This is a genomic window from Curtobacterium sp. PhB128, from assembly GCF_004340725.1.
Lineage (GTDB): Bacteria > Actinomycetota > Actinomycetes > Actinomycetales > Microbacteriaceae > Curtobacterium.
In genome coordinates this window covers 67,949-89,546 of the sequence record NZ_SLUR01000011.1, presented here as the reverse complement: position 1 = coordinate 89,546, position 21,598 = coordinate 67,949, and the positions used below count along the sequence as shown (strand labels likewise).

Below are 21,598 nucleotides of genomic sequence, written 5' to 3'. Positions count from 1 at the left end.
CGCCGTGCGAGGTCGCGCCGAGGAGCCTGCGACGAGGATTCGGGACCGCACGGTGTGCGCCGGGCGCGCACCGTGCCTCCTGGACGGCTACGCGCGCTTGCGCAACTTGCGACGCTCGCGCTCGGACAGGCCGCCCCAGATGCCGAAGCGTTCGTCGTTCTCCAGCGCGTACTCGAGGCACTGCGCACGGACCTCGCACGACGTGCAGATCTTCTTCGCTTCGCGCGTGGAGCCGCCCTTCTCGGGGAAGAACGCCTCCGGGTCGGTCTGTGCGCACAGCGAGTCGACCTGCCACGCGAGCGGGTTCTCCTCGTCGTCCGTCTCCGGCCGTCGAACACCCGGGACGCCGAGCGCCACGGGGTCGACGTGCCAGTCCTCCGGAACTCCGGCGTGGAAGTCGGAACCGTTCACCCTGATCACCCCTGACGTCTCGATAACGGGACCACAACGATTGAAGTCGTTGCCTGTAATTACAGCGGTGTCATTCGCCTGAGTCAAGTCGCGGATCATAGAAGGCACTGACCGCTTCGGCGTGTCATGTCCCCCGTCTGGGCGTGTCGCGCCCGGTCTGTCGGGGTTTCGGGGGACAACTGACACGTCCTCAGCCGCTAGGAGGCGCTGCGGCGGGCCTCCCACGCACTCGTGACCATCTCGTCTAGCGTGTGGCGCATCGCCCAGTCGAGGTCGCGCGTGGCGGCCTCGCCGGTGGCCACGATGCGCGCCGGGTCGCCGGGGCGGCGGGGCGCGATCTCCGGGTCGAAGGCGATCCCGGTGCCCTTCGCCATGGCGTCCATGATCTGCCGGACGCTCACACCGTCGCCGCTGCCGAGGTTGTACGCCTGCTCGAGCGACTCCCCCGCCTCGAGCTTCTGCGCCGCGACGGCGTGCGAGTGCGCGAGGTCGGCGACGTGGATGTAGTCACGGACGCAGGTGCCGTCCTCGGTGGCGTAGTCGTCACCGTTGATGCGCGGCGTGCGGCCGGCCAGCAGGGCGTCGAACACGAGCGGGAACAGGTTGTGCGGGCTGGCGTCGTACAGGTCGGGTTCGCCGGAGCCGACGACGTTGAAGTAGCGGAGCGAGGTCGTCGTGAAGCCCGCGGCGACCTCCATGTCGCGCAGCAGCCACTCGCCGATGAGCTTCGACTCGCCGTACGGGGACTCTGGTGCCTTCGGGGTCGACTCCACGACGACGTCGACGTCCGGGGTGCCGTACACCGCGGCGCTCGACGAGAAGACGGCCTTCGTGACGCCGTTCTCGGCCATCGCACGGAGCAGCGTCGCCATGCCGGTGACGTTCTGCTCGTAGGTGTGCAGCGGACGCTCGACCGAGACGCCGGCGTACTTGAAGCCCGCGACGTGCACCACGCCGGTGACGTCGTGCTCGCGCAGGGTGCGGGCGACCAGCTCGCCGTCCAGGATCGTGCCCTCGACGAACGGCACGTCGTCCGGCACGAACGCGCGGAAACCGCTCGAGAGGTCGTCGAACGCGACCGTGTCGATGCCGGCCGAGCGCAGTGCTCGGACGACGTGGGACCCGATGTACCCGGCACCGCCGGTGACCAGCCAACTCATGGTCGCCACGCTAGCGGACGGACGGTGCACCCCGGTCGCGGTGTGCGGGACCGCGCCAGCCGGTGCGGCTCCGCGCTACCGGCCGGTCGCGATGAAGACCGTGGACGTCACGCCGTTCGACGAGTCGGCCTCGACCGTGACGTCGCCCTCGTCCGGTGTGATGAAGCAGGACTCGCCCTTGCGGAGCAACGTGGCGGACGTCGCGCCGACGAGCGTCACGACACCCTCGGTGCAGATCGCGATCGACGGGCCGGCCAGCGGAGCCACCCCGCCGGTGCTCAGGCCGACCGGTCGCCCGTCGCCGTCGACCCGCAGCAGCGCGAACCCGACGTCCTCCGGTGCGAAGCGGTCCACGCCGGGGGCCAGGCGCTCGGGCTCGAGGACCGGTGCCGGGTAGGCCGTGAAGTCGAGCACGTGCAGGAGTTCGGGGACGTCGACGTGCTTCGGCGTCAGTCCCCCGCGCAGCACGTTGTCGGACGGTGCCATCAGCTCGATGCCGAGGCCGTCCAGGTAGGCGTGGATGTTGCCGGCGGGCAGGTACATCGCCTGCCCCGCGGTGAGCGTCACCCGGTGCATGAGCAGGGAGACGACGATGCCGGGGTCGCCCGGCCAGCTCGTCGCCAGCTCGCGGACCGTCGCCGTGTTCGGGGTGAGCAGGTCGTCGTCGAGGGCGACGGCGAGGTCGCTCGCGGCCTGCACGACGGCGAGCGCGGAGTCGTCGGCCGTCTCGAGCCACCGCACGGTGTCCTCGAGGCCGTGCTGCAGGTGCACCTCGAGCGGGCCGAGCCGACCGCTGCCGGCGTCGAGCACGCGGACCTCGGCCAGGGTCTCCTCGACCGGCCGGAAGCCACTCAGGGCCTCGAACCGCTCGCTCAGCGCGACGACGAGCTCGGGCTTCGGGAACGGGTCCTTGTAGTTGCGCGCCGGGTCGTCGATCGCGATGCCCTCGCGCTCCTCGCGCGCGAAGCCGGCCTCGGCCTGTTCGGGCGTCGGGTGCGCCTGCAGCGACAGGGGCGCCGCCGCTGCGAGCACCTTCAGCAGGAACGGCAGGCCGGTGCGGTCGCCGCCCAGGGCGTCCTGCGGCTCGGCGGCGATCCAGTCGAGCAGTGTGTCGGCACCGCCGACCATCGCCGGGTTGACGACCACGCTCGGGCTGCCCGGGTGGGCGCCGAGCCAGAGCTCTGCCTGCGGGGCGCCGGTGACGGTGCGACCGAGGAGCTCCGGGATCGCGGTGACCGAGCCCCAGGCGTAGTCGCGGGGGGTGTTCGTGATGCCGAGGAACATGGGCGAGAGCCTACCGGCGGGATCCGGGGACTCCGGTGGCCCGCTGCCGCCGGTAGCCTGACGTCGTGACGAACACCTGGCCGCTGGCACGCGGGACCGTACCCGAGCGCGAGGCGTTCGCCTTCGGTGCGACCACGATCTTCGTGCTGTTCGCCGGGGACGCCGTCCCGAACACCCTCACCTGGGTCGGAGCAGGCGTCCTGTGGGCGCTCGTCGCCGCCTGGGGCATCACGATCCTGGTCCGGGCGAAGCCGCCGCTCGTGCGCTCCCCCTGGCCGCTCTGGGCCTTCCTGGGGTGGTGCCTGCTGTCCGTCGTCTGGTCGCACTGGCGGTTCGCCACGATCTCGAGCCTGACCGTGCAGGTGATCTGCGCCGCCGTGGCCTTCACGATCGCGTCCACCCTGACCTGGCGCCGGATCCTCGACGCCCTCAGCCTCGCGCTCCGCTGGGTGCTGCTGCTCTCGATCCTGTTCGAGGCCGTCGTCGCGGTGTTCGTGCGGCACCCCATCGCGCCGATCTGGACCGACTACGGCGACGCCGACATCCCGGACGCCTTCTACTTCTCACGCGCCGAGCTCTTCACCGGTGGCCGCATCCAGGGCCTGCCGGGCAACGCGAACCTGCTGGCGATGGTCGCGCTGCTCGTCGCGATCGTCGTCGTGCTGCAGCTCGCCGAGGGCCGGATGCGCCGGCAGCGGGCCACCGGCTGGCTCGTGGTCGCCGTCCTCGGGTTCGTCCTGACCCGCTCCTCCACGGTCATCGCGGCCGCGCTGGTCGTCGCCGTCGTCGCCCTGGTCGCCGTGTGGATGCGCCGGGTCCCGACCGAGCGACGCACCCCGCGCTACCTGCTGCTCGCGGTGGGTGCGGTCGTCGTCGCCGGCGCGGCGTTCGTGCTGCGCGGTCCGGTCTCGGAGCTGCTCGGCAAGGGGTCGGACGCGACCGGCCGCGGCGAGATCTGGGCGAAGGTGCTCGGTCTGATCGACCAGCACGCCGTCGTCGGCTGGGGCTGGATCGGCTACTGGTGGCCGGGCATCCCCACCCTGGCCGACCTGGCGCACCGCAAGGGCGTCACGTACCTGCAGGCACACGACGCCTACCTCGACGTCTGGATGCAGACCGGCATCATCGGCCTCGTCCTGTTCCTGCTGTACGTCGTCACGACGCTGTCGCGCTCGTGGGCGTGCGCGACCCGGATCGGCTACGACGCCGCACTCCGTCCGCGCACGTTCGACCCGGTGTCGCTCCTGCCGCTGCTCGTCGTCGTCGCGCTGCTCGTGCAGTCCGTCGCGGAGTCCCGGCTGCTCTACCAGGGGAACTGGGTGCTCTTCGCGCTCATCGCCATCAAGACCCGGATCGTCCTGACCGGCGAGGAACCGACGTCGACCGGCGACGGCCCGCGCACCCCGCCCGCGAAGCGCGAGTTCCGCTGGGCCACCACACGCTGAGCGTCAGCCGCCCGCAGTCAGCGGTCCCGCGTCAGCGTCGCGCGTCAGCGGAACAGCCACGCGCACGCGACCGGTGACGACCACGGGTTCGACCGCACCCGCACGACCTCGAGCGTCGGGTCGGCGCGACACGCCTCGGCGGCGGCGGGCAGCTGCTCCGCCCACACCGGCCCGTCGCTGCGCCGGGTGTCCGCCGGCGCGACGTGCAGGACGGCCGACGCGACGACGGCGGCGACCACGCACCAGGCGGCCAGCGCCCCGACGAGGCGACCCGTGCCTCCCGTCCGCTGCGCGACACGCGACCACCGGTCGGTGTCCACCAGCGCGGCGGCGGCGACCACCGCGGCGCTGACGAGCAGCAGGCCGGACGCGGCTGCGTAGCGCTGCGGCGGGATCGCCGCCATGGCGGCCGTGGGGTTGGCCCACGGCTGCCCGGCACCGTCGTTCGCCAGCAGCGCCGCCCACCAGACGGCACCGGACGCGACCGTCAGCGCGACGACCATCCACCGGGAGCGGGCCGACCCGACGACGACACCGGCGACCAGGACCAGCACCAGTGCGCTGACGGGCACCAGGACCGGCGCCCAGCCGTGCTCGACGACCGCGGTGACCACGACGCCGAGGTGCGGGTCCCACGCGCCGGCGACGGGCCGGAGCAGGAACCCGGCGAGCACGTCGCGGAACGCGGGAGCGCCGGGCGTCAGGTCGCGCGGGTGGGTGAGCGTCGTGACGACCTGCACGACGGCCCCGGCGAGCGCCACGACCGTGACGGGCAGCGGGAGCAGGCGCGCGCGGCGAGACCCACCGTGCCCAGGACGACGCAGCGGCCACGCGAGCAGGAGCAGCGGCGTGAACAGGATCGTCTGCGGTTCCGTGAGGACCGCGAGTCCCGCGACGACGGCGAGCCCGACGGCTCCCCACCAGGTCCGGCTGCGGTGTGCGAACACCCACGGCACCAGCACCAGCAGGTACCAGTGCAGGTTGGCGGCGTTCCCGCTGATCTCGTACGGCGCGAGCGGCAGCACGACGGGCACCGCGGCGAGCACGAGGCGGAACGGCCACGGTCGGACCACGTCGCGGGACAGGACGAAGACCAGCGCGCACACGGCCCCGACCACCAGGCAGGACGACAGCGAGACGACCTGGGCGTACCGCGCGGTCGGCAGTGCGTACCCGAGGTCGACCACCATCCGGGGCAGCAGGTGCACGTACCCGGCGTACGGGTGCAGCAGGGTGTCCACGGGGCCGAGGGCGATGCGCTCCCGTAGAAAGACCCCGCCGTCCTCGGCCCAGACGGTGTTCCGGGGCACGGGGCCGAGCCGGTACCAAGCGAGCGCGGCAGTGGCGAAGCCGATGACGACCGCGACCAGCGGCAGGCCGGCGGCCCTCCGCAGGGGGTCCATTGCAGCGAAGCTAGGTCAGCATCGCGCTTCGTCGATGACGCCACACCGCGGATCGTCCATACAGCCGTTCCGCGATGCGGGCGACTCGTCACAAGGTCGTACGCCAAGATGGACGCGTGACGGACGGCCGGGTGAGCAGACACGTGCTCGGGCGCCGGTACCTCTCCGCCTGGATCGGCTTCTCGGCCGGTGGACGGTTCAGCCAGGCGCTCGCGACGGTCATCGTGCTGTTCGGTTTCGGGCAGCCGACCGTCCAGGCCCTCGTCGGCCGGTCGGGCACGTGGGCCGTGCTCGTGACGCTGTTCGTCCTCGCCGGGCTGAGCCTGCTCGGGCAGCGGTACCGGATCGAGTGGCACGGCGTGCTGCCCCTGTCGCTGCTGGCGTTCGTCGGGTACTGCGCGTTGAGCGTGCTCTGGAGCGAGTACTCGTGGGTCGCCCTGCGCGGTCTCGTGCAGACGGTCTGCTTCATCGGACTCGGCCTCTACCTGGCGCTCGGGCGGGACCTGGTGCAGGTGATCCGGGCGTCGGGTGACGCGTTCCGGATCCTCCTCGTCGTCGCCCTCGGCCTCGAGGTCCTGTCCGGACTGGTGCTCGACGTCCCGCTGCCGGCCTTCGGGATCCGCGGCGACATCGCCTACGGTGGCCCGATCCAGGGCATCGGCGGCACCCGCAACTTCATGGGGTTCATCGCCGCGATGGCCCTGGTCACCTTCGTCGTCGAGTTCCTCACCCGCTCGGTCACCATGTGGCGGGCGATCGGCTCCACCGCCCTCGCCGTCATCGCGCTGATGCTCGTGCAGTCCCCCATCACCGGCCTCGCGATGATCGCCCTCGCCGTCACCGCGCTGGCACTCTGGTCGCTCCGGCACGCACGGCCCGCCACCAGACCGGTGGTCAACGGCGTCCTCGGCGGCGCGGTCCTGCTCACCCTGGTCGTGGCCGTGTTCGCGCGGCACCGGCTGCTCGCGGAGATCGGTGCGGCCGGGGGCACGGCGACGCGCATCGACCTGTGGTCGCAGATCCGCGTCCTGACCGAGCGCTACCCGATCCAGGGCTGGGGGTGGGTCGGGACGTGGCCGACCGAGCCCGTCGTGCCGTACGTCACGCTCATCGACCCGTCCGGCGCGCGGTTCACGTCCGGCCTCAACGCGTTCGTCGACGCGTGGCTGCAGCTCGGGGTGGCCGGCACGATCATCCTGGGGATCGCCGCGCTGCTGGCCTTCGCTCGGGCATGGGTGACGGCGACGACGTTCCCCGGAGTGGCCTACGTGTGGCCGGCCGCGGTGCTGGTGCTGCTCGCGGTGACGAGCACGGCGGAGAGCTACCTGCTGCACGGTGCGGGTCTGATGTTCTTCGTGACGGTGCTCGTGATCGCGGCGCGGCGGCGCTCGTGGCGCCGGCACCTGCCGCGGGCGTAGGTGCCGCGGGGGCGCGCAGGCACGGCGTCTGACGCACTTCGTGAGCAGGAATGGTCGAGTCCGCCGCGGCGACCCGACCATTTCTGCTCACGAAGCGCCGGCCACCGCCGTCGTCATGCCTGCTCGTGCGCAGACCGCCGAGGTTCCACGACATGCCGCCCGTGTGTCGCCGAGGTTCCACGGAGCGGCGGTGGGAGCGCCGAAGGTCCGAGATCTCGGAACCTCGCGGGCGCACACGGGGGGGGGGGGGGCGCACACGGGGGGCGCGGGCGGGCGCGGGCGTGCGGGCGGGGGCAGCGCGGCGCGAGCGCTACGGGCGCGTCGGACGACCCAGGCGGCGCTGCAGGCCCCACTGCGTGACGCGGAGCATCGCCTCGACGACGATGGACCGGCTCATCTTCGAGACCCCGTGCACGCGGTCTCGGAACCGGATCGGCACCTCGACGATGCGGCCGCCCAGCGCGTCCACGCGCAGCGTCATGTCGACCTGGAAGCAGTACCCCTTCGAGTCGATCGAGCCGAGGTCCATCCGCGCGATCGCGTCGGAACGGTAGACGCGGTACCCGGCGGTGATGTCCCGCACGTGGATCCCGAGCACCAACCGCGCGTAGGTGTTCGCGCCGCGGCTCAGGGCCTGACGACGGAGCGGCCAGTCGACGACCGACCCACCGGGCACCCACCGCGACCCGATCGCGAGCAGCACGTCGTCCGACGAGTTGACCGCGTCGATGAGGGCCGGCAGCCGGTCGGCCGGGTGCGAGCCGTCGGCGTCCATCTCGACCAGCAGCGGGTACCCGCGCTCCAGGCCCCACCGGAACCCGGCGACGTAGGCCGTGCCCAGCCCGAGCTTGCCCGACCGCTGCAGCAGGTGCACCCGGTCGTCGTCGGCCGCGATGGACCGCACGATTTCGCCGGTGCCGTCCGGGCTGCCGTCGTCGACGACGAGCAGGTGGGCACCGGGCGACGCCGTCAGGATCGCGTCGGCGATGGCTCGGATGTTCTCGGCCTCGTCGTACGTCGGGACGATGACGAGGGCCGTCGTCTCGGCTGGGTTCACCGGTTGCCGAGGCGTCGCTTGATCTTCCCCGCGACGCTGCGCGGGCCCTCGGTGCGGAAGTAGTGCACCGCGCGCCCGACGTCGTAGCGGACGCCCGAGAGCTTCTTGCGGTCCGGCACGCGCACGCGCATCGTGTGGGGCGCGAGCTTCGTGCTGGTGTCGCGCACCGACTTGTCCGCCGCGCGGATCGGGTTCCGGCAGAACTCGACGAGCGGCGCCAGGACGTTCTCCCACGTGAACTGCTCGCGCACGCGGTCGACGTTGGCGATGAACTGGGCCCGGGCCTTCTTGTCGAAGAGCGCGGTCTCGAGTGCCGTGGCCAGGCCGTCGACGTCCTGCTCGTGCACCGCGACGCCGAGCTGCTGCTCCGCGACCAGGTCACCGAAAGAGTCGCCGGCCGTCGTGACGATCGGCAGGCGCGCCCAGAGGTAGTCGAGGATGCGAGTGCGGAACGAGAACGTGGTCTCGAGGTGCTCGTAGTGCGTCGAGACGCCGGCGTCGGCCTCGAGCAGGTAGGCACCGCGTTCCTCGTACGGGATCCACGAATCGTTGAAGAACACGTGCTTCCCGGTCAGACCGAGGGCGTCGGCCTCGGCGCGGACCTTCGCGACGACGTCCATCTCGGGCACGTCGGGGTTCGGGTGCTGCACGCCCATGAAGAAGAGCTTCACCGACGGCCGGCGGGCGGCGAGCTGGGCGATCGAGCGGACCAGGGTGATCGGGTCGAACCAGTCGTAGATGCCACCGCCCCAGACGACGAGCTTGTCGTTCTTGCCGATGCCCGGCACCACGCCCTTGACCCGCGGCTGGTCGTGCACCGGCGGGGTCGAGGACAGCCCGAACGGCACGACGCCGATGAGCGAGCGGAGGTCGGCGTCGCGCGAGTACGTGCGGGCGTTCACCCGGCCGGAACCGGCGAGCTGGCCGAGCCAGAACATGCGCTGGCGCTCCGAGGCGCAGATGAAGTAGTCGCCGAGCTCGAGCTGGTGGTTGAGCGTGTCCGAGGCGTCGAGGATCTGACGGTTCCACTGGTCGACGTCGTCGCTGCGGCCCTGCTCGAGTTGTTCGAGGTGCAGCGGGTCGTACACGTCGACGACCAGGATCTTGCTCGTCGACTCGAGCACCGGGAACAGCCGGAGCGCGTGGCCCTGCACGATGATGACGTCGGCCCAGCCCTCGTGCTCGACCATCTGGCGGGGGTGGCGGTGCGGCACGGTGACGACGTCGTACGACGGGTCGATCTGCGACGAGCGGGTCAGGCTGACCACGCGCACGTCGTGCTCGGACGCGAGCTGCTTGGCCATCTGGGTGGCGCGGATCGCGGGACCGGCCATCTTCGCGCCGATCGAGTCGCCCGTGATGATGAGGATGCGACGACGGGTGCCGACCTCGAGCACACCGAGGGAGTGCACGATCTTGTCGTAGCCGGCCAGGTAGTTCTCGATCGGGTACGCGGGCTCGTCGCGGTTGCCGAACAGGCGCAGCAGCTCGCGGTCGCTGCGGACACGCGTGGCCTGGATCGCGCGGCGCGACTCGGTCATCGACGGCAGCTGCTCGACGAACTGGTCGACGCCGTAGATGCCGGCCATGCTCGTCTTCGGCACCGGGATGGTGGGGACGCTGTCGTCGCCGGGGTTCCGCAGGTCGAGCTCCGTGGAGTCGAGCTCCCCGCGGCCCACGGCACGGCGGACGGCGAGCGCCAGCGAGCCGGGCAGGGCGGCGGCGAGCTGCTCGTCACCGAGGTTCTTGTACAGCGTGAAGAGGGCGTTCCGCTCGAGCAGGTAGGTCTCGCGGAAGTCGCCGAACTTGTTCATCGACGCGTGGTGCTTGTGGAACGCGACCGACTTCGGCTGGTACCGGAAGCGCCAGCCGAGCAGGTTGAGCCGCCAGCCGAGGTCGACGTCCTCGTAGAACATGAAGTAGCGGTCGTCGAAGCCGTCGAGCTGCTCGAAGAGCTCGGCGCGGATGAACATCGCGGCGCCGGTGCCGAACAGGACGTCGGTCTCGCTCTCCCAGCGGCCGGTGTCCGGCGACCCGGCGAAGGGCTTGTAGCCCATGCCGTACCAGGTCATCGCGGCCTCGGTGAAGTCGATGTTGACGCCCTCCCAGTCGAGGACCTTCGACGCCACGGCACCGATGTCGGCGCCGGACGCGAACGTGGCCATCGCCGCGCGCACCCAGCCGGTGTCGGGACGGGCGTCGTTGTTGAGGAACGCGACGACCTCGCCGGAGGACTTCTCGACGCCGAGGTTGCACCCGCCGGTGAAGCCGAGGTTGGCGGCCGCGTCGACCAGGGTGAAGTCGAGGTCGGAGGCCTGCAGCCGGCCGAGGTGCTCCGGACCGGAGCCGTTCTCGACGACGATCACCTCGAGCTTGTCCTGCGGCCAGTCCTGCTTGCGGAGTTCCGCGATGCTCGTCAGGGTGTCGTCCGTGCCCTTGTAGTTCACGAGGATGACGGACACGACTCCCGGCTTGCGCTCTGTCACGCGAGTTCCTCCAGCAGCTGCCGCGCACGGCGCGGATCGGTGGCTCGGCCCACGGGGTGCCGCGAGCCGATGACACCATACAAGGCGCGCCCCGCCACTCCCCTGTGGCCGTCGCCGATTCGTGCAGAATGGGCCGCGTGACTGCCGCAGTGATCCCGAACACTCCCCTGTCCTCGCCCCTCGCACCGGAGTACGCGGCCATCGCGGCCGGTGCGCACGCCGAGGGGCCGCGCGGCACCGTCCGGTTCGCCGTGTCGACCGCCGACCCGACCGAGGGCAAGGGCGACCTGTTCGTCGCACTCGGGCTCGCGCGGGCGCTCCGTGCCGAGGGCTGGGGCGTCGCAATGTGGCCGCTCGAGCGCTGGGGAGAAGCGGTCCCCGCCGACACCGCCGTCGTGGTCAGCATGATCGAGTCGTTCGTCCCCGGTTACGTCCCCGCCGGCACCGCCCTGGTCGCGTGGGTGCGGAACTGGACCGCGAAGTGGGCGGCCCTGCCCTACCTCGGTGAGTTCGACGCGGTGTGGACGTCGTCCGGCATCGCCCGCGACGCCGTCGCCGCGCAGTACGACGGTCCGGTCGAGGTCGTCCCGATCGGTGTCGACCTGGACCTGTTCACCGACGAGCGCCCGCACGAAGCCGGCACGACCGCGCCCGCCACGGCGTCCGAGCGCACGGACCGTGCCGTCGCGACCGTCAACTTCTGGGGCGTGCGCCGCCGCGTGCAGGACGTGCTCGCCGAGGTCGCCCCGGCCGAGCCGATCGTGTGGTTCGCCGCGAACGTCGACCACGTCGAGGCCACGGCCGGCGTCGAGCTCCGGCCCGCGGTGTCCTACTTCGCGCTGCCCGAGGTGTACCGCGCCGCCGGCTTCGTCGTCGACGACGTGATCGCCCCGGCCGCCGAGTACGGCACCCTGAACTCCCGCCTGTACGAGGCGCTCGCGTCCGGGGCGCTGCCGGTGACCGACTGCGCGCTCGGCCTGGACGAGCTCGGCCTGTCCGACGTGCCGGTCTTCGACGACGCCGCGTCGCTCGAGCGGGTGCTCGCGATGCCCCGCGCCGAGCGCACCGCCCTGACGGCCCGACTGCGTGCCGTGGTCGTCGAGCGGCACTCGTTCCGTGCGCGCGCCGAGCAGGTCGGTCCGGTCCTGGACGCGGCCGTCGCGGTCGCCTCGGGTCGGTCCGGCGAGCGGAACGCGTTCCTGCGCTGGGCGACCGCGCAGCGCGAGGTCCTGCGGCAGGCCGAGCACGACCGCGACGTCCACCTGTCCGGCGTGCAGGACATCAACCGGCGACTGGTCGCGTCGGAGCAGCAGGTCGGCGCGTACGACACGGCCCGCCGCCAGGCCGAGGCGGAGCGCGACCAGATCGCGGCGCGGTTCGCGGGCCTCACCCGCTCCCCCGAGTACCGGCTGCTGCACGGCGTGGGCCTGATGGCCCGGCGCGTGCGCCGCTGACGTCGGACCAGCACTGACGTCGGACCAGCACTGACGTCGGACCAGCACTGACGTCGAGCGCGCTCACTTCGTGAGCAGGAACGGTCGGGTCCGTCCACCGGACCCGACCGTTGCTGCTCACGATCCGCCGCCGTGGGCGCGACCACGGAACGGACGGGAGGCCCGTGGCGGATCCGCCACGGGCCTCCCGTCCGTCTCGGCGACCGTCTACTGCACGGTCACCGTCTTCGTCCCGAAGCTCTTGTACGTCCCGCTCGGCAGGTCCTGGTAGTAGACCCGCACGGTGTGCGTGCCGGGCTTCAGCCCGGTGAGCACCCGCGACAGCCCGACGTCCGAACCCCAGTTCGGGTAGTCCTTCTGCACGTCGGTGCGGGTCGCGTTCACCGTGCCGGGGGTGATCGCGACGCCGTCCAGGTGCATCTTGTACTTGACCGGGTCCCACACGTCGGGGTCGATCGCCCACCCCTTGACGGTGATGGTCCCCTTGCCGCCGGTGACGGAGTCGTACGACCCCTTCACCGATCCGGTGTTGCCGGTCTTGCCCGTCGCCGGCGGGTCGATGACCGTGAAGGACTTCGTGCCGAAGCTCTTGTACGTGCCGCTCGGCAGGTCCTGGAAGTACACGCGGACGGTGTGCGTGCCCGCGCTCAGACCGGTGAGCTGCACGGACAGGCCGACGTCGGAGCCCCAGCCCGGGTGGACGGCCTCGACGTCGGTGCGCTTGACGTTCACCACACCCGGGTCGATCGCGACGCCGTCCAGGTGCATCTTGTACTTGACCGGGTCCCACACGTCGGGGTCGATCGCCCAGCCCTTGACCGTCGCGCTGTAGACGCCGCCGGTGACCGACTCGTACGAGCCCGTCACCGCGCCGGTCTTGCCGGTCTTGCCGGTGGTGCCGGACGACGGGGCGGTGGCCGACGTCACCTTCACGGTCTTCGTGCCGAAGCTCTTGTAGGTGCCGCTCGGCAGGTCCTGGAAGTAGACCCGCACGGTGTGGTTGCCGGCGCTCAGCCCGGTCAGGCGGAGTGCCAGGCCGACGTCGGAGCCCCAGGACGGGTGCTTCGCCTCGACGTCGGTGCGGGTGGCGTTCGCGGTGCCGCTGTTCGTGCTGACGCCGTCGACGTGGACCTTGTACTTGACGGGGTCCCAGACGTCCGGGTCGATCGCCCACGCGCGCACCGTGGCCGTGCCGGCGCCGCCGGTGACGGAGTCGTACGTCCCGCGGAGTGCTCCGGTCTTGCCGGTCTTGCCGGTGGTGGGGGCACTGACGGTGACGGACTTCGACGCGACCTTGACGTAGCCGGTGCCGGGCTTGTCCTGCGTGTAGAGCGCCACGGTGCGGGTGCCCGGTGTGATGCCGCCGATCGTCTTCGAGAACCCGAGGGTGCTGCCGACGCCCTTGTAGACCTTGGCGACGTCGGTGCGGGTGCGGTCGGTGGTGCCGGTCGCCTTGCTGACGCCGTCGACCAGGATCTTCCACGGGGCGGGCTTCGCCGAGTCGGGGTCGAGGGCCCAGCCGGTCGCGGTGATCGTGCCGGCGCTGCCGGTGACGGTGTCGAGTGCACCCTTCGGGGCTGCGCTCACGACCGTGCGGGTGTAGCAGCCGAGCAGCGTGTTGCTGCCCTTGCCCTGGTTGATGGCGTAGGTGCACACCGAGTGCTTGCCGACGCTCAGCCCGGTCAGCTCGGTCGAGAACCCGTGCTTGAGGTTGTTCGCGCCGAGGGTGGCGGACAGGTCGGGGCGGTTCACGTTCGCGGTGACGGTCTTCGCCCCGGCCCCGTCGACGTAGAACGCGACGCGGAGCGCGCTCGTGGTGTCCGGGTCGACGGCCCAGCCACTGACCGTGATCGACGAGGTCGAGCTCGGCGTGACCGCGTCGACGTTGCCGTACGGGTTGCCACCGCCGGTCGCCGAGCCGAACCAGTCGGTGTACATGCGCCAGAAGTTGCGGTTGCCGTACGCCGAGCAGCCGTCACCGGTGCCGTAGAGGTTCGACATCGCGGCGGTGTTCGGGGTGTACGGGGTGTAGATGTACAGCCCCGCGGTCGCCTGGTTCTGGATGTAGACGGACTTGCGCCCGCAGGCCGCGTTCGGGTTGAGGAGGATCGAGTTTGTCCGACCCGCCTGGTACGCCCACGAGGTCGGCGACGACTGGTAGCGCTTGAACTGGAGCGCGGCGGCGTAGACCTGCTGACCGAAGCCGAAGTACGCCGGGTCGCACGGGGCGGTGTCCGGGCACGCGAAGCCGGTGGCGTGCAGGTACATGTAGGACGTCGGCGAGGACGTCGTGACGATGCCCTGCTCCTTCTGCAGGAGCACGAGGAGCACCTTCTGGCTGATGCCGCACGCGGCGCCGACCTGGGCGATCATCGTCGCGGCGGACTTGGTGCCGCCGGCGATGGCGCTGCACCGGCCGGAGACGGCACCGATCGCGCTCATCTTCTGCGAGAAGTCCTTCAGGCAGGCGGGGCCGCTCGACGACTTCCGGCAGTTCGGGGCGACACTCGTCAGGAACGACTGCACGGCCGCGGCGTTCATCGCCGAGCCGTTGTAGAAGTTGGCATCGCTGATGATGTTGCCCGGGTCGAAGTCGCCGGCGACCGCGGCCGAGGCGGACTCGGTCGTGGTCTGCTCGGACAGGATCGTGCCGAAGGTCAGCCCGCTGACGGCGACGGCGAGTGCCGCGACGATCGCGAGGGAGGTCCGGAAGGGTCGGCGACGGCGCCCGTCCGACTCGGTCTGGATGGAACGCATCACGGCACCTCCGCCGGCATCGGGTCGGACGTCGTCGACGCGGAGCCGACGGCGTAGGTCAGGGTGACGGACCAGGTGCCGCTGGGGACCTGGTCCGCGGGGAACGCGACCTGCGCGCAGTTGACCGAGGAAGCGCTCGCCTGCGCCGCGCTCGTGGCGGTGCGCGTGACGCTCCCCTTCTTCGCGGAGAACGTGCAGGTCCCGCTGGTGTCGGTGGTGCCCGAGACGAGTCCGCCGGCCTGCAGCGACTTCGAGGCCGTGTCCCAGCCGCTGTAGGTCACGACGGCGGTCGCCGGGAAGTCCGACGGGTCGGTGTCCGGCTCGTTGGTCGAGCCGCTCCCCGGGAAGGCACCAGGGGTGTCGTTGTCCGAGGCGGTGGGGTCGTCGGTGGCCTCGGACGCGGGCGACGACGCGGTGCCGGTGGGCTCCGTGGTCGCCGGGTCGTCGGCGGTCGGGGTCGGACTCGCGGTGCGGGTCGCTGACGCGGACGGCGACGGGGTGGCGTCGTCGCCACCACCGGAACAACCGGCCAAGAGAACACTGAGGGCACCGACCACCGCGAACGCAGCGATCGGCCTGGATGCGAGGAGCATGCTGACGGGCCGTCCTGTGGATGTTGACAAGGGTCCGGGCTGCGACAACGGTAACCCCAAAGTGAAGGTTGAGGGTTGGATCGGTCCGGAATCACCCCCGCTCGGGGTGCACGACGGCCGTCGCCCATCCCTGCCGCGCGGGCCCGGTGAGTATGCTGTTCCGGTCCTGCCCCCACGAACGAAGAGACGTATGGTCGATCAAGCCCGCATGGCGGCGCTCGCGAAGGAACCCCTCGTCGTGATCGGCGCTCCGACGAGCGCCTTCCGCGGAACCTGGCGAGAGCTGCGCGACGTCTTCCGGCAGCGCGAGATGCTCGGGATGCTCATCCGACGCGACCTGAAGGCGCGGTACAAGGACTCGGCGCTCGGGTTCGTGTGGACGCTGGTGCGCCCGCTGACCCAGCTGCTCATCTACTACTTCGTCATCGGCAAGGTCCTCGGCGCCGCCAACGGCATCGACAACTTCGCGATCTACGTCTTCACCGGCCTGACCGCCTACACGCTCTTCAGCGAGATCGTCGCCGGGTCGACCGGCTCGATCGTCGGCAACTCCGGGCTGATCAAGAAGGTCTACGTCCCGCGCGAGGTCTTCCCGCTCGCCAGCGTCGGCGCGGCCCTGGTCAACTTCACCATCCAGTTCGCGATCCTGCTCGCCGCGACCGTGGTCATCGGCGTCTTCCCGTTCCACGAGGGGCTCGTCTACCTGATCCCGTCGCTCGCGGTGATCCTCGTCTACGGCGCGGCCATCGGCCTGGTGCTGTCCGCGCTCAACGTGTACCTGCGCGACGTGCAGTTCGTCATCGACGTCGGCCTCATGGTCCTGCTCTGGGCCTCGCCGATCGTGTACTCGTACTCGCGGGTGGTCGCCACCGTGAACACCGACTGGCTCATCACCGCCTACACGAACAACCCCCTGACGCTGGCCGTGCTCGGCATGCAGAACGCGATCTGGCTGCACGACCCGGCCGACGTCACGTACCCGGACCACCTGATGCTGCGCCTCGGCATCGCGTTCGTCATCGGTGTCCTGTGCCTCCTCGGCGCGCAGCGGGTGTTCTCCCGTCTGCAGGGCAACTTCGCGCAGGAGCTGTAGACCATGGCCATCAGCACCCCCGTCGCCCCGACGCCCACCGAGGGCACCGCCGAGCGCCCGGACGTCATCGTCATCGACCACGTCCGCAAGCGCTTCACCGTCCGCAAGGACAACACCCTGCGCGAGCGCATCGTCACGCTCGGTCGCGCCGGCCGCAAGCACCGCCAGGACTTCTGGGCCCTCGACGACGTCACCGTGTCGATCCAGGCCGGCTCCACGGTCGGCCTCATCGGCCAGAACGGCTCCGGCAAGTCGACCCTGCTCAAGGCGATCGGCGGCATCATCCAGCCGACCTCCGGCACGGTGGCCCGCCGCGGTCGCCTCGCTGCCCTGCTCGAGCTCGGCGCCGGCTTCCACCCCGACCTGTCCGGGCGCGAGAACGTCTACCTCAACGCGTCGCTGCTCGGGCTGAGCCGCAAGCAGACCGACGAGAAGTTCGACGACATCCTGGCGTTCTCGGGGATCGGCGACTTCATCGACACCCAGGTGAAGTTCTACTCATCCGGCATGTACGTGCGACTCGCCTTCGCCGTCGCCGTGCACACCGATCCCGACGTCCTGCTCGTCGACGAGGTGCTGGCCGTCGGCGACGAGGCGTTCCAGCGCAAGTGCCTCGACCGCATCCGCACCTTCCAAGAGGCGGGCAAGACGATCATCATCGTCACGCACTCGCTCAGCCAGGTGCAGGAGATGTGCGACCGGGTGGTCCTGCTCAACAAGGGCAAGGTGCTGCACGACGGCGATCCCGTCCAGGCCGTGAGCATGTTCCGCGAGGTCCTCGAGGAACGCCGCCAGGGCGAGCTCAGCACCGACGTCGCCGTCGGCCGCGGCAAGGTCCTCGGCGCGAGCGTGCGCGTCGACGGCAAGGAGCCCCGCGCCGAGGTCATGCCCGGCGACGACCTCGTCGTGGACATGGAGTTCGAGCACCTGGACGGCATCGCCGACTGGGAGGCCGCGGTGCAGATCAACAACGCCGGCGGCCAGGTCGTGTACGGCACCACCACCGGCATCATGGGCCTCGAACTGCAGCCGCTGCACGGTCGCCGGAAGCTCCGCCTGCGGATCGCCGACACCGCGTTCGGCACCGGCAAGTACTTCATCAACGTGTCGATGATGGACTCCGCCGGCCGCCACCTGCACGACATGCCGGAGTGCGACTCGTTCGAGGTGCCCGGGTTCGAGAACGCCGTGGGCACGGTCTACGCGCAGCCCTCGATCGAGGAGCTGGACTGAGCCCGACCGACGACGGCACCGACGTCCGGACCCCGGCCGTCCCGCGCACCGCGGTCGTCGTCGTCAACTGGGAACGCGCCGACCTGACGACCGCGGCCGTCCGCGCCGTGCTCGCCGACGGCGCGGCCGACCAGGTGGTCGTCGTCGACAACGGCTCGTCGGACGACTCCGTCGCCGTCCTCCGCCGCGAGCTGCCCGACGTCGACGTGTTCGCGCGGGAGCACAACGGTGGGTTCGCGGCCGGCGCGAACACCGGCATCCGGCACGCGGACGCCGACGTCGTCGTCCTGCTCAACAACGACGCGGTCCCCGCGCCGGGCTTCGTCGCGGCGCTCCGCGACCACCTGGCGCAGGCGCGGCCCGAGGTCGCGGCCGTGACGGGCCGCATCGTGCTCGCCGGACGCTGGACGAGCCTCCCGGTCGGCGCGACGCCAGCACCCGGCCAGCGCGTGCTGCAGGGCCACGACGGCCGCTCGTGGACGCCGTCGCCTGACGGCGAGGTGCGCCTCAACTCGACCGGCGTGCGCGTCGACCGCGACGGCAACGGCATGGACCGCGACTGGTTCGCGCCCGTCGACCGCGTCGCGGACGTCGACGTCTTCGGGTTCTCCGGTGGGGCCTCCGCCCTGCGGCGGAGCGCGCTCGACGACGTCGGCCTGCTCGACGAGTCGCTCTTCATGTACTACGAGGACACCGAGCTCGCGTGGCGACTCCGCCGACGCGGCTGGCGCGTGGAACACGCGGCCGACGCGGTCGTCGAGCACGACCACTCGGCGTCGTCCGGGGTGCAGAGCGACCTGTTCCTCTTCCGCAACGCGCGCAACCGGGTGGTCGTCGCGCTCTGGCACGCGCCGTGGGGCACCGTCCTGCGGGCGGGCGCCCGGACCCTCTTCCGCGGCCTGCGCGGGCTGCTGGCCGGTCCCACCCGACGGGAGGCCCGGCTCGTCCTGGCAGCGTTCGCGGACGTCGTCGGGGCGCTCCCATCGCACCTCGCGCGGCGGCTCCGCGAGTCGCGGCGTGCGTCCGTCCCGCGCCGCAGCGTGGACCCGGGCGCATGAGCGCGGAGGGCTATCCTGGTCACTCCCCCGCCGACGGACCCGACCGTGGCGCCCCCGTTCGGAAGGACCCTCGCGTGCCGCAGCTCACCGTCCTCGTCGACGGGACCGCGGTACCGCGTGCACTCGGCGGTGTGGGCCGCTACGTCGAGGGGGTCGTGTCGCACCTGACCGACCCGGCGCTCGACGTCCACCTGGTGGTCCGACCCGTGCACGCTCCGCACTTCGCCGCCGTCGCGCCGCACGCGACCGTGCACACCGCGCCGGGCTGGACCGACTCGGTGCCGCTTCGTTTCCTGTGGGAGCAGACCGGGCTGCCGGCGCTCGGCCGACGACTCGGCGCGCAGGTGCTGCACTCCCCGCACTACACGTTCCCGTTCGCGTGGCGCGGCGGGTCCGTCGTGACCCTGCACGACGCCACGTTCTTCTCGAACCCCGAGTGGCACTCCCGCCTGAAGCGCACGTTCTTCACCTGGTGGAGCCGTCGGTCCCTGCGCTCCCGCCCGGTCGTCATCGTGCCGAGCGCGGCCACCGCGACCGAGGCTGCACGGGTGGTGACCGGCATCCGCGCCGACGTCCGGGTCGCACCACTCGGCGTCGACCGTGCCGTGTTCCACGAGCCGTCCACCGCCGAGGTCGAGGACGCCCGGATCGCCGCGACGCTGCCCGAAGGTGCGCCCTGGATCGCGTTCCTCGGCACGATCGAACCGCGGAAGAACGTCACCGCGCTGCTCGACGCCTACGCCGCGGTGCGTTCCGCGCGGACGGCCGCCGGCTCGGACGCCGGCTCGGCTGGTGGCTCGGCTGGTGGCTCCGACGTCCCCTGGCTGGTGCTCTCCGGGGCCCGCGGGTGGGACGAGTCCGCGATCGCTCGCCTCGACGCCCTGCAGCCAGACGAGCACGTGATCGAGGCCGGCTACCTGCCCCTCGAGGACCTGGCCGGCTACCTCGGCGGAGCGGAGTTCGTCGTCTACCCATCACTCGGCGAGGGCTTCGGCCTGCCGGTGGTCGAGGCGATGGCCTCCGGCGCCTGCGTCCTGACCACCCGGCGGCTGTCACTGCCCGAGGTCGGCGGTGACGCAGCGGTGTACACCGAGCCGTCCGCCTCCGCACTGGCGTCCGCGATGACGGGGCTGCTCGACGACCCGTCGCTCGTCGCGTCGCACCGGGCGGCCGCGCTGGCCCGGGCCGCCTCGTTCACGTGGGAGGCCACGGCAGCCGTGCACGTCGAGGCCTACTCGGCCGTGGCCCGGGACGCTCGGGCCGGGGGTACCCGGTGATCCGCGTCGCCGTGCTGACGGTCACCTACAACACCGGCGAGACCATCCGGCCGTTCCTGGCGAGCGTCGCGGCGGCGTCCTCGGAGCCGGTCGCCGTCGTGATCGCCGACAACGGGTCCGCCGACATCGACGCACTGCGGGCGATCGGTGAGTCCTACGGTGCCGTCGTGGTGTCATCCGGGGGCAACCGTGGCTACGGCGGGGGCATCGACGCCGCACTGAGCGCCCTCGACGACGTCCTGCCCGACGTCCGCCCCGAGTTCCTGCTCGTCACGAACCCCGACGTCGTGCTCGCACCCGACTCGATCGACGAACTCGTGCGCGCCGCCGACCGGCTGCCGTCCGGCGGGTCGTTCGGGCCGCGGATCCTCGACGAGCAGGGCGAGACGTACCCGTCCGCACGCCAGCTGCCGTCGCTCCGGACCGGGCTCGGCCACGCGGCGTTCTCGCGGTTCTGGCCCGCCAATCCGTGGAGCCAGCGGTACTGGTCCACCACGCAGGTCGTCGAGCGCGAGGCCGGCTGGCTGTCCGGCGCGTGCTTCCTCATCCGGACGTCGGTGTTCCGCGAGCTCGGCGGGTTCGACGAGTCGTACTTCATGTACTTCGAGGACGTCGACCTGGGCCAGCGCGTCGGTCGCTCCGGTCGCGCGAACGTGTACGTGCCGACGGCCGTGGTCACCCACACCGGGGCGCACTCGACGTCGTCCAACCGGCGCCGGATGGAGATCGAGCACCACCGCAGCGCGTACCGGTTCCTGTCGCGGAAGTACCGGGCGTGGTGGCTCTGGCCGCTGCGCGTCGCCCTGCACGCGGGCCTCTCCGCCCGCGCCCGCTGGGTCACACGCAAGTAGCCCGGTCGGGGGCCTGCAGGGCCGTGCGCGACCCCACTAGGCTCAGCGTCGTGCACCGCGACCCGGAACCCTGGCTCGGCTGCGGCCCGATCGACGCCGCCCGCCGCTACTGGACGGGGGCGTTCACGTTCCGCCGTGCCCGTGCGAGCCGGGCCGAGTTCTGGTGGGCACGCGCCGTCGACGTGCTCGTGGTCTGGCTCGTCGTGACGTTCGTGCCGATGGCCACCGGGATCCCGGACGCCGACGACTCGATGTCGACCTTCCAGAACACCCCCGGGTTCCTCGGGATCGGGCAGTCCGTCCTGAGCCTCAACGGCAGCCCCGACGGCTGGCACGTCGTCGCCCAGGGGCCGCCGTCGCAGTGGGTGCTGTTCGTGTGGTGCGTGCTGACCGTCATCCCGAACCTGGCACTCGGCGCACGACGACTCCGCGACATCGGGTCGCCGGCGTGGATCGCGCTGTTCGGCGGCTTCCCGATCCTGGACCTGTTCCTGCTGCTCGGTGCCCTGCGCCGCAGTTGGCGCCCGACGCTCCTGTCGGACCCGGACCCGGAGCCGTCCGGCGCCGAAGTCCCCGTCGCCCACCGCGCCGCGTAGGGGGTACGGCCGGAACCAGGTT

The 21,598-nt window shown here is 71.6% G+C and carries 17 protein-coding genes; 9 read left to right on the top strand and 8 right to left on the bottom strand.

What is annotated here, in order from left to right:
* Positions 1-87: 87 nt before the first annotated feature.
* The 3 genes from EDF23_RS16700 to manA form a co-directional block, all read right to left on the bottom strand.
* On the bottom strand, positions 88-411 hold the full coding sequence (locus EDF23_RS16700; protein ID WP_111085981.1) for a WhiB family transcriptional regulator: 324 nt from the start codon (positions 409-411) through the stop codon (positions 88-90).
* A gap of 197 nt (positions 412-608) precedes the next feature.
* Complete coding sequence (gene galE / locus EDF23_RS16695; RefSeq protein WP_123292353.1) at positions 609-1,571, bottom strand: UDP-glucose 4-epimerase GalE; 963 nt, start codon at positions 1,569-1,571, stop codon at positions 609-611.
* A gap of 75 nt (positions 1,572-1,646) precedes the next feature.
* Entirely contained in the window at positions 1,647-2,855 is a 1,209-nt protein-coding gene (gene manA, locus EDF23_RS16690; protein WP_131922456.1) for a mannose-6-phosphate isomerase, class I, read from the bottom strand.
* A gap of 65 nt (positions 2,856-2,920) precedes the next feature.
* Here manA and EDF23_RS16685 point away from each other — a divergent pair, with 65 nt between their 5' ends.
* Positions 2,921-4,300, top strand: coding sequence for an O-antigen ligase family protein (locus EDF23_RS16685; protein WP_131922454.1), 1,380 nt, complete (start codon positions 2,921-2,923; stop codon positions 4,298-4,300).
* Positions 4,301-4,344: 44 nt separating this feature from the next.
* Here EDF23_RS16685 and EDF23_RS16680 read toward each other — a convergent pair whose 3' ends face one another.
* Entirely contained in the window at positions 4,345-5,703 is a 1,359-nt protein-coding gene (locus tag EDF23_RS16680; protein ID WP_131922452.1) for a hypothetical protein, read from the bottom strand.
* A gap of 131 nt (positions 5,704-5,834) precedes the next feature.
* On the opposite strand from EDF23_RS16680, the gene EDF23_RS16675 reads away from it, so the two are divergent.
* Positions 5,835-7,121: an O-antigen ligase family protein gene (locus tag EDF23_RS16675; RefSeq protein WP_123938722.1), complete on the top strand. Its 1,287-nt coding sequence runs from the start codon at positions 5,835-5,837 to the stop codon at positions 7,119-7,121.
* Positions 7,122-7,431: 310 nt separating this feature from the next.
* Here EDF23_RS16675 and EDF23_RS16670 read toward each other — a convergent pair whose 3' ends face one another.
* Together EDF23_RS16670 and EDF23_RS16665 are read right to left on the bottom strand one after the other, a co-directional pair.
* Entirely contained in the window at positions 7,432-8,178 is a 747-nt protein-coding gene (locus EDF23_RS16670; protein WP_131845602.1) for a polyprenol monophosphomannose synthase, read from the bottom strand.
* On the bottom strand, positions 8,175-10,664 hold the full coding sequence (locus EDF23_RS16665; RefSeq protein ID WP_131922450.1) for a glycosyltransferase: 2,490 nt from the start codon (positions 10,662-10,664) through the stop codon (positions 8,175-8,177). Before EDF23_RS16665 ends, EDF23_RS16670 begins: the two co-directional genes overlap by 4 nt.
* A gap of 137 nt (positions 10,665-10,801) precedes the next feature.
* On the opposite strand from EDF23_RS16665, the gene EDF23_RS16660 reads away from it, so the two are divergent.
* Positions 10,802-12,118, top strand: a complete 1,317-nt coding sequence (locus tag EDF23_RS16660) for a glycosyltransferase (protein WP_131922448.1) — start codon at positions 10,802-10,804, stop codon at positions 12,116-12,118.
* Positions 12,119-12,325: 207 nt separating this feature from the next.
* Here EDF23_RS16660 and EDF23_RS16655 read toward each other — a convergent pair whose 3' ends face one another.
* Complete coding sequence (locus EDF23_RS16655; RefSeq protein ID WP_131922445.1) at positions 12,326-14,875, bottom strand: hypothetical protein; 2,550 nt, start codon at positions 14,873-14,875, stop codon at positions 12,326-12,328.
* Positions 14,875-15,468, bottom strand: a complete 594-nt coding sequence (locus EDF23_RS16650; RefSeq protein ID WP_131922441.1) for a hypothetical protein — start codon at positions 15,466-15,468, stop codon at positions 14,875-14,877. The genes EDF23_RS16655 and EDF23_RS16650 overlap by 1 nt, the downstream gene beginning before the upstream one ends.
* A gap of 190 nt (positions 15,469-15,658) precedes the next feature.
* On the opposite strand from EDF23_RS16650, the gene EDF23_RS16645 reads away from it, so the two are divergent.
* From EDF23_RS16645 to EDF23_RS16620, 6 genes are all read left to right on the top strand, one after another.
* Complete coding sequence (locus EDF23_RS16645) at positions 15,659-16,561, top strand: ABC transporter permease (protein ID WP_123292227.1); 903 nt, start codon at positions 15,659-15,661, stop codon at positions 16,559-16,561.
* A gap of 3 nt (positions 16,562-16,564) precedes the next feature.
* Positions 16,565-17,794 (top strand): ABC transporter ATP-binding protein, encoded by a 1,230-nt coding sequence (locus EDF23_RS16640; protein ID WP_131922439.1) that lies wholly within the window; start codon positions 16,565-16,567, stop codon positions 17,792-17,794.
* Complete coding sequence (locus tag EDF23_RS16635; protein WP_207895528.1) at positions 17,713-18,852, top strand: glycosyltransferase family 2 protein; 1,140 nt, start codon at positions 17,713-17,715, stop codon at positions 18,850-18,852. The genes EDF23_RS16640 and EDF23_RS16635 overlap by 82 nt, the downstream gene beginning before the upstream one ends.
* A 74-nt stretch (positions 18,853-18,926) precedes the next feature.
* On the top strand, positions 18,927-20,129 hold the full coding sequence (locus EDF23_RS16630) for a glycosyltransferase family 1 protein (RefSeq protein WP_243648966.1): 1,203 nt from the start codon (positions 18,927-18,929) through the stop codon (positions 20,127-20,129).
* Complete coding sequence (locus EDF23_RS16625; protein ID WP_131922435.1) at positions 20,126-20,980, top strand: glycosyltransferase family 2 protein; 855 nt, start codon at positions 20,126-20,128, stop codon at positions 20,978-20,980. The genes EDF23_RS16630 and EDF23_RS16625 overlap by 4 nt, the downstream gene beginning before the upstream one ends.
* 50 nt (positions 20,981-21,030) lie before the next feature.
* The gene (locus EDF23_RS16620) at positions 21,031-21,576 is read left to right on the top strand and encodes a DUF805 domain-containing protein (protein ID WP_165901175.1); all 546 of its coding nucleotides are present in this window, start codon (positions 21,031-21,033) and stop codon (positions 21,574-21,576) included.
* Positions 21,577-21,598 lie beyond the last annotated feature (22 nt).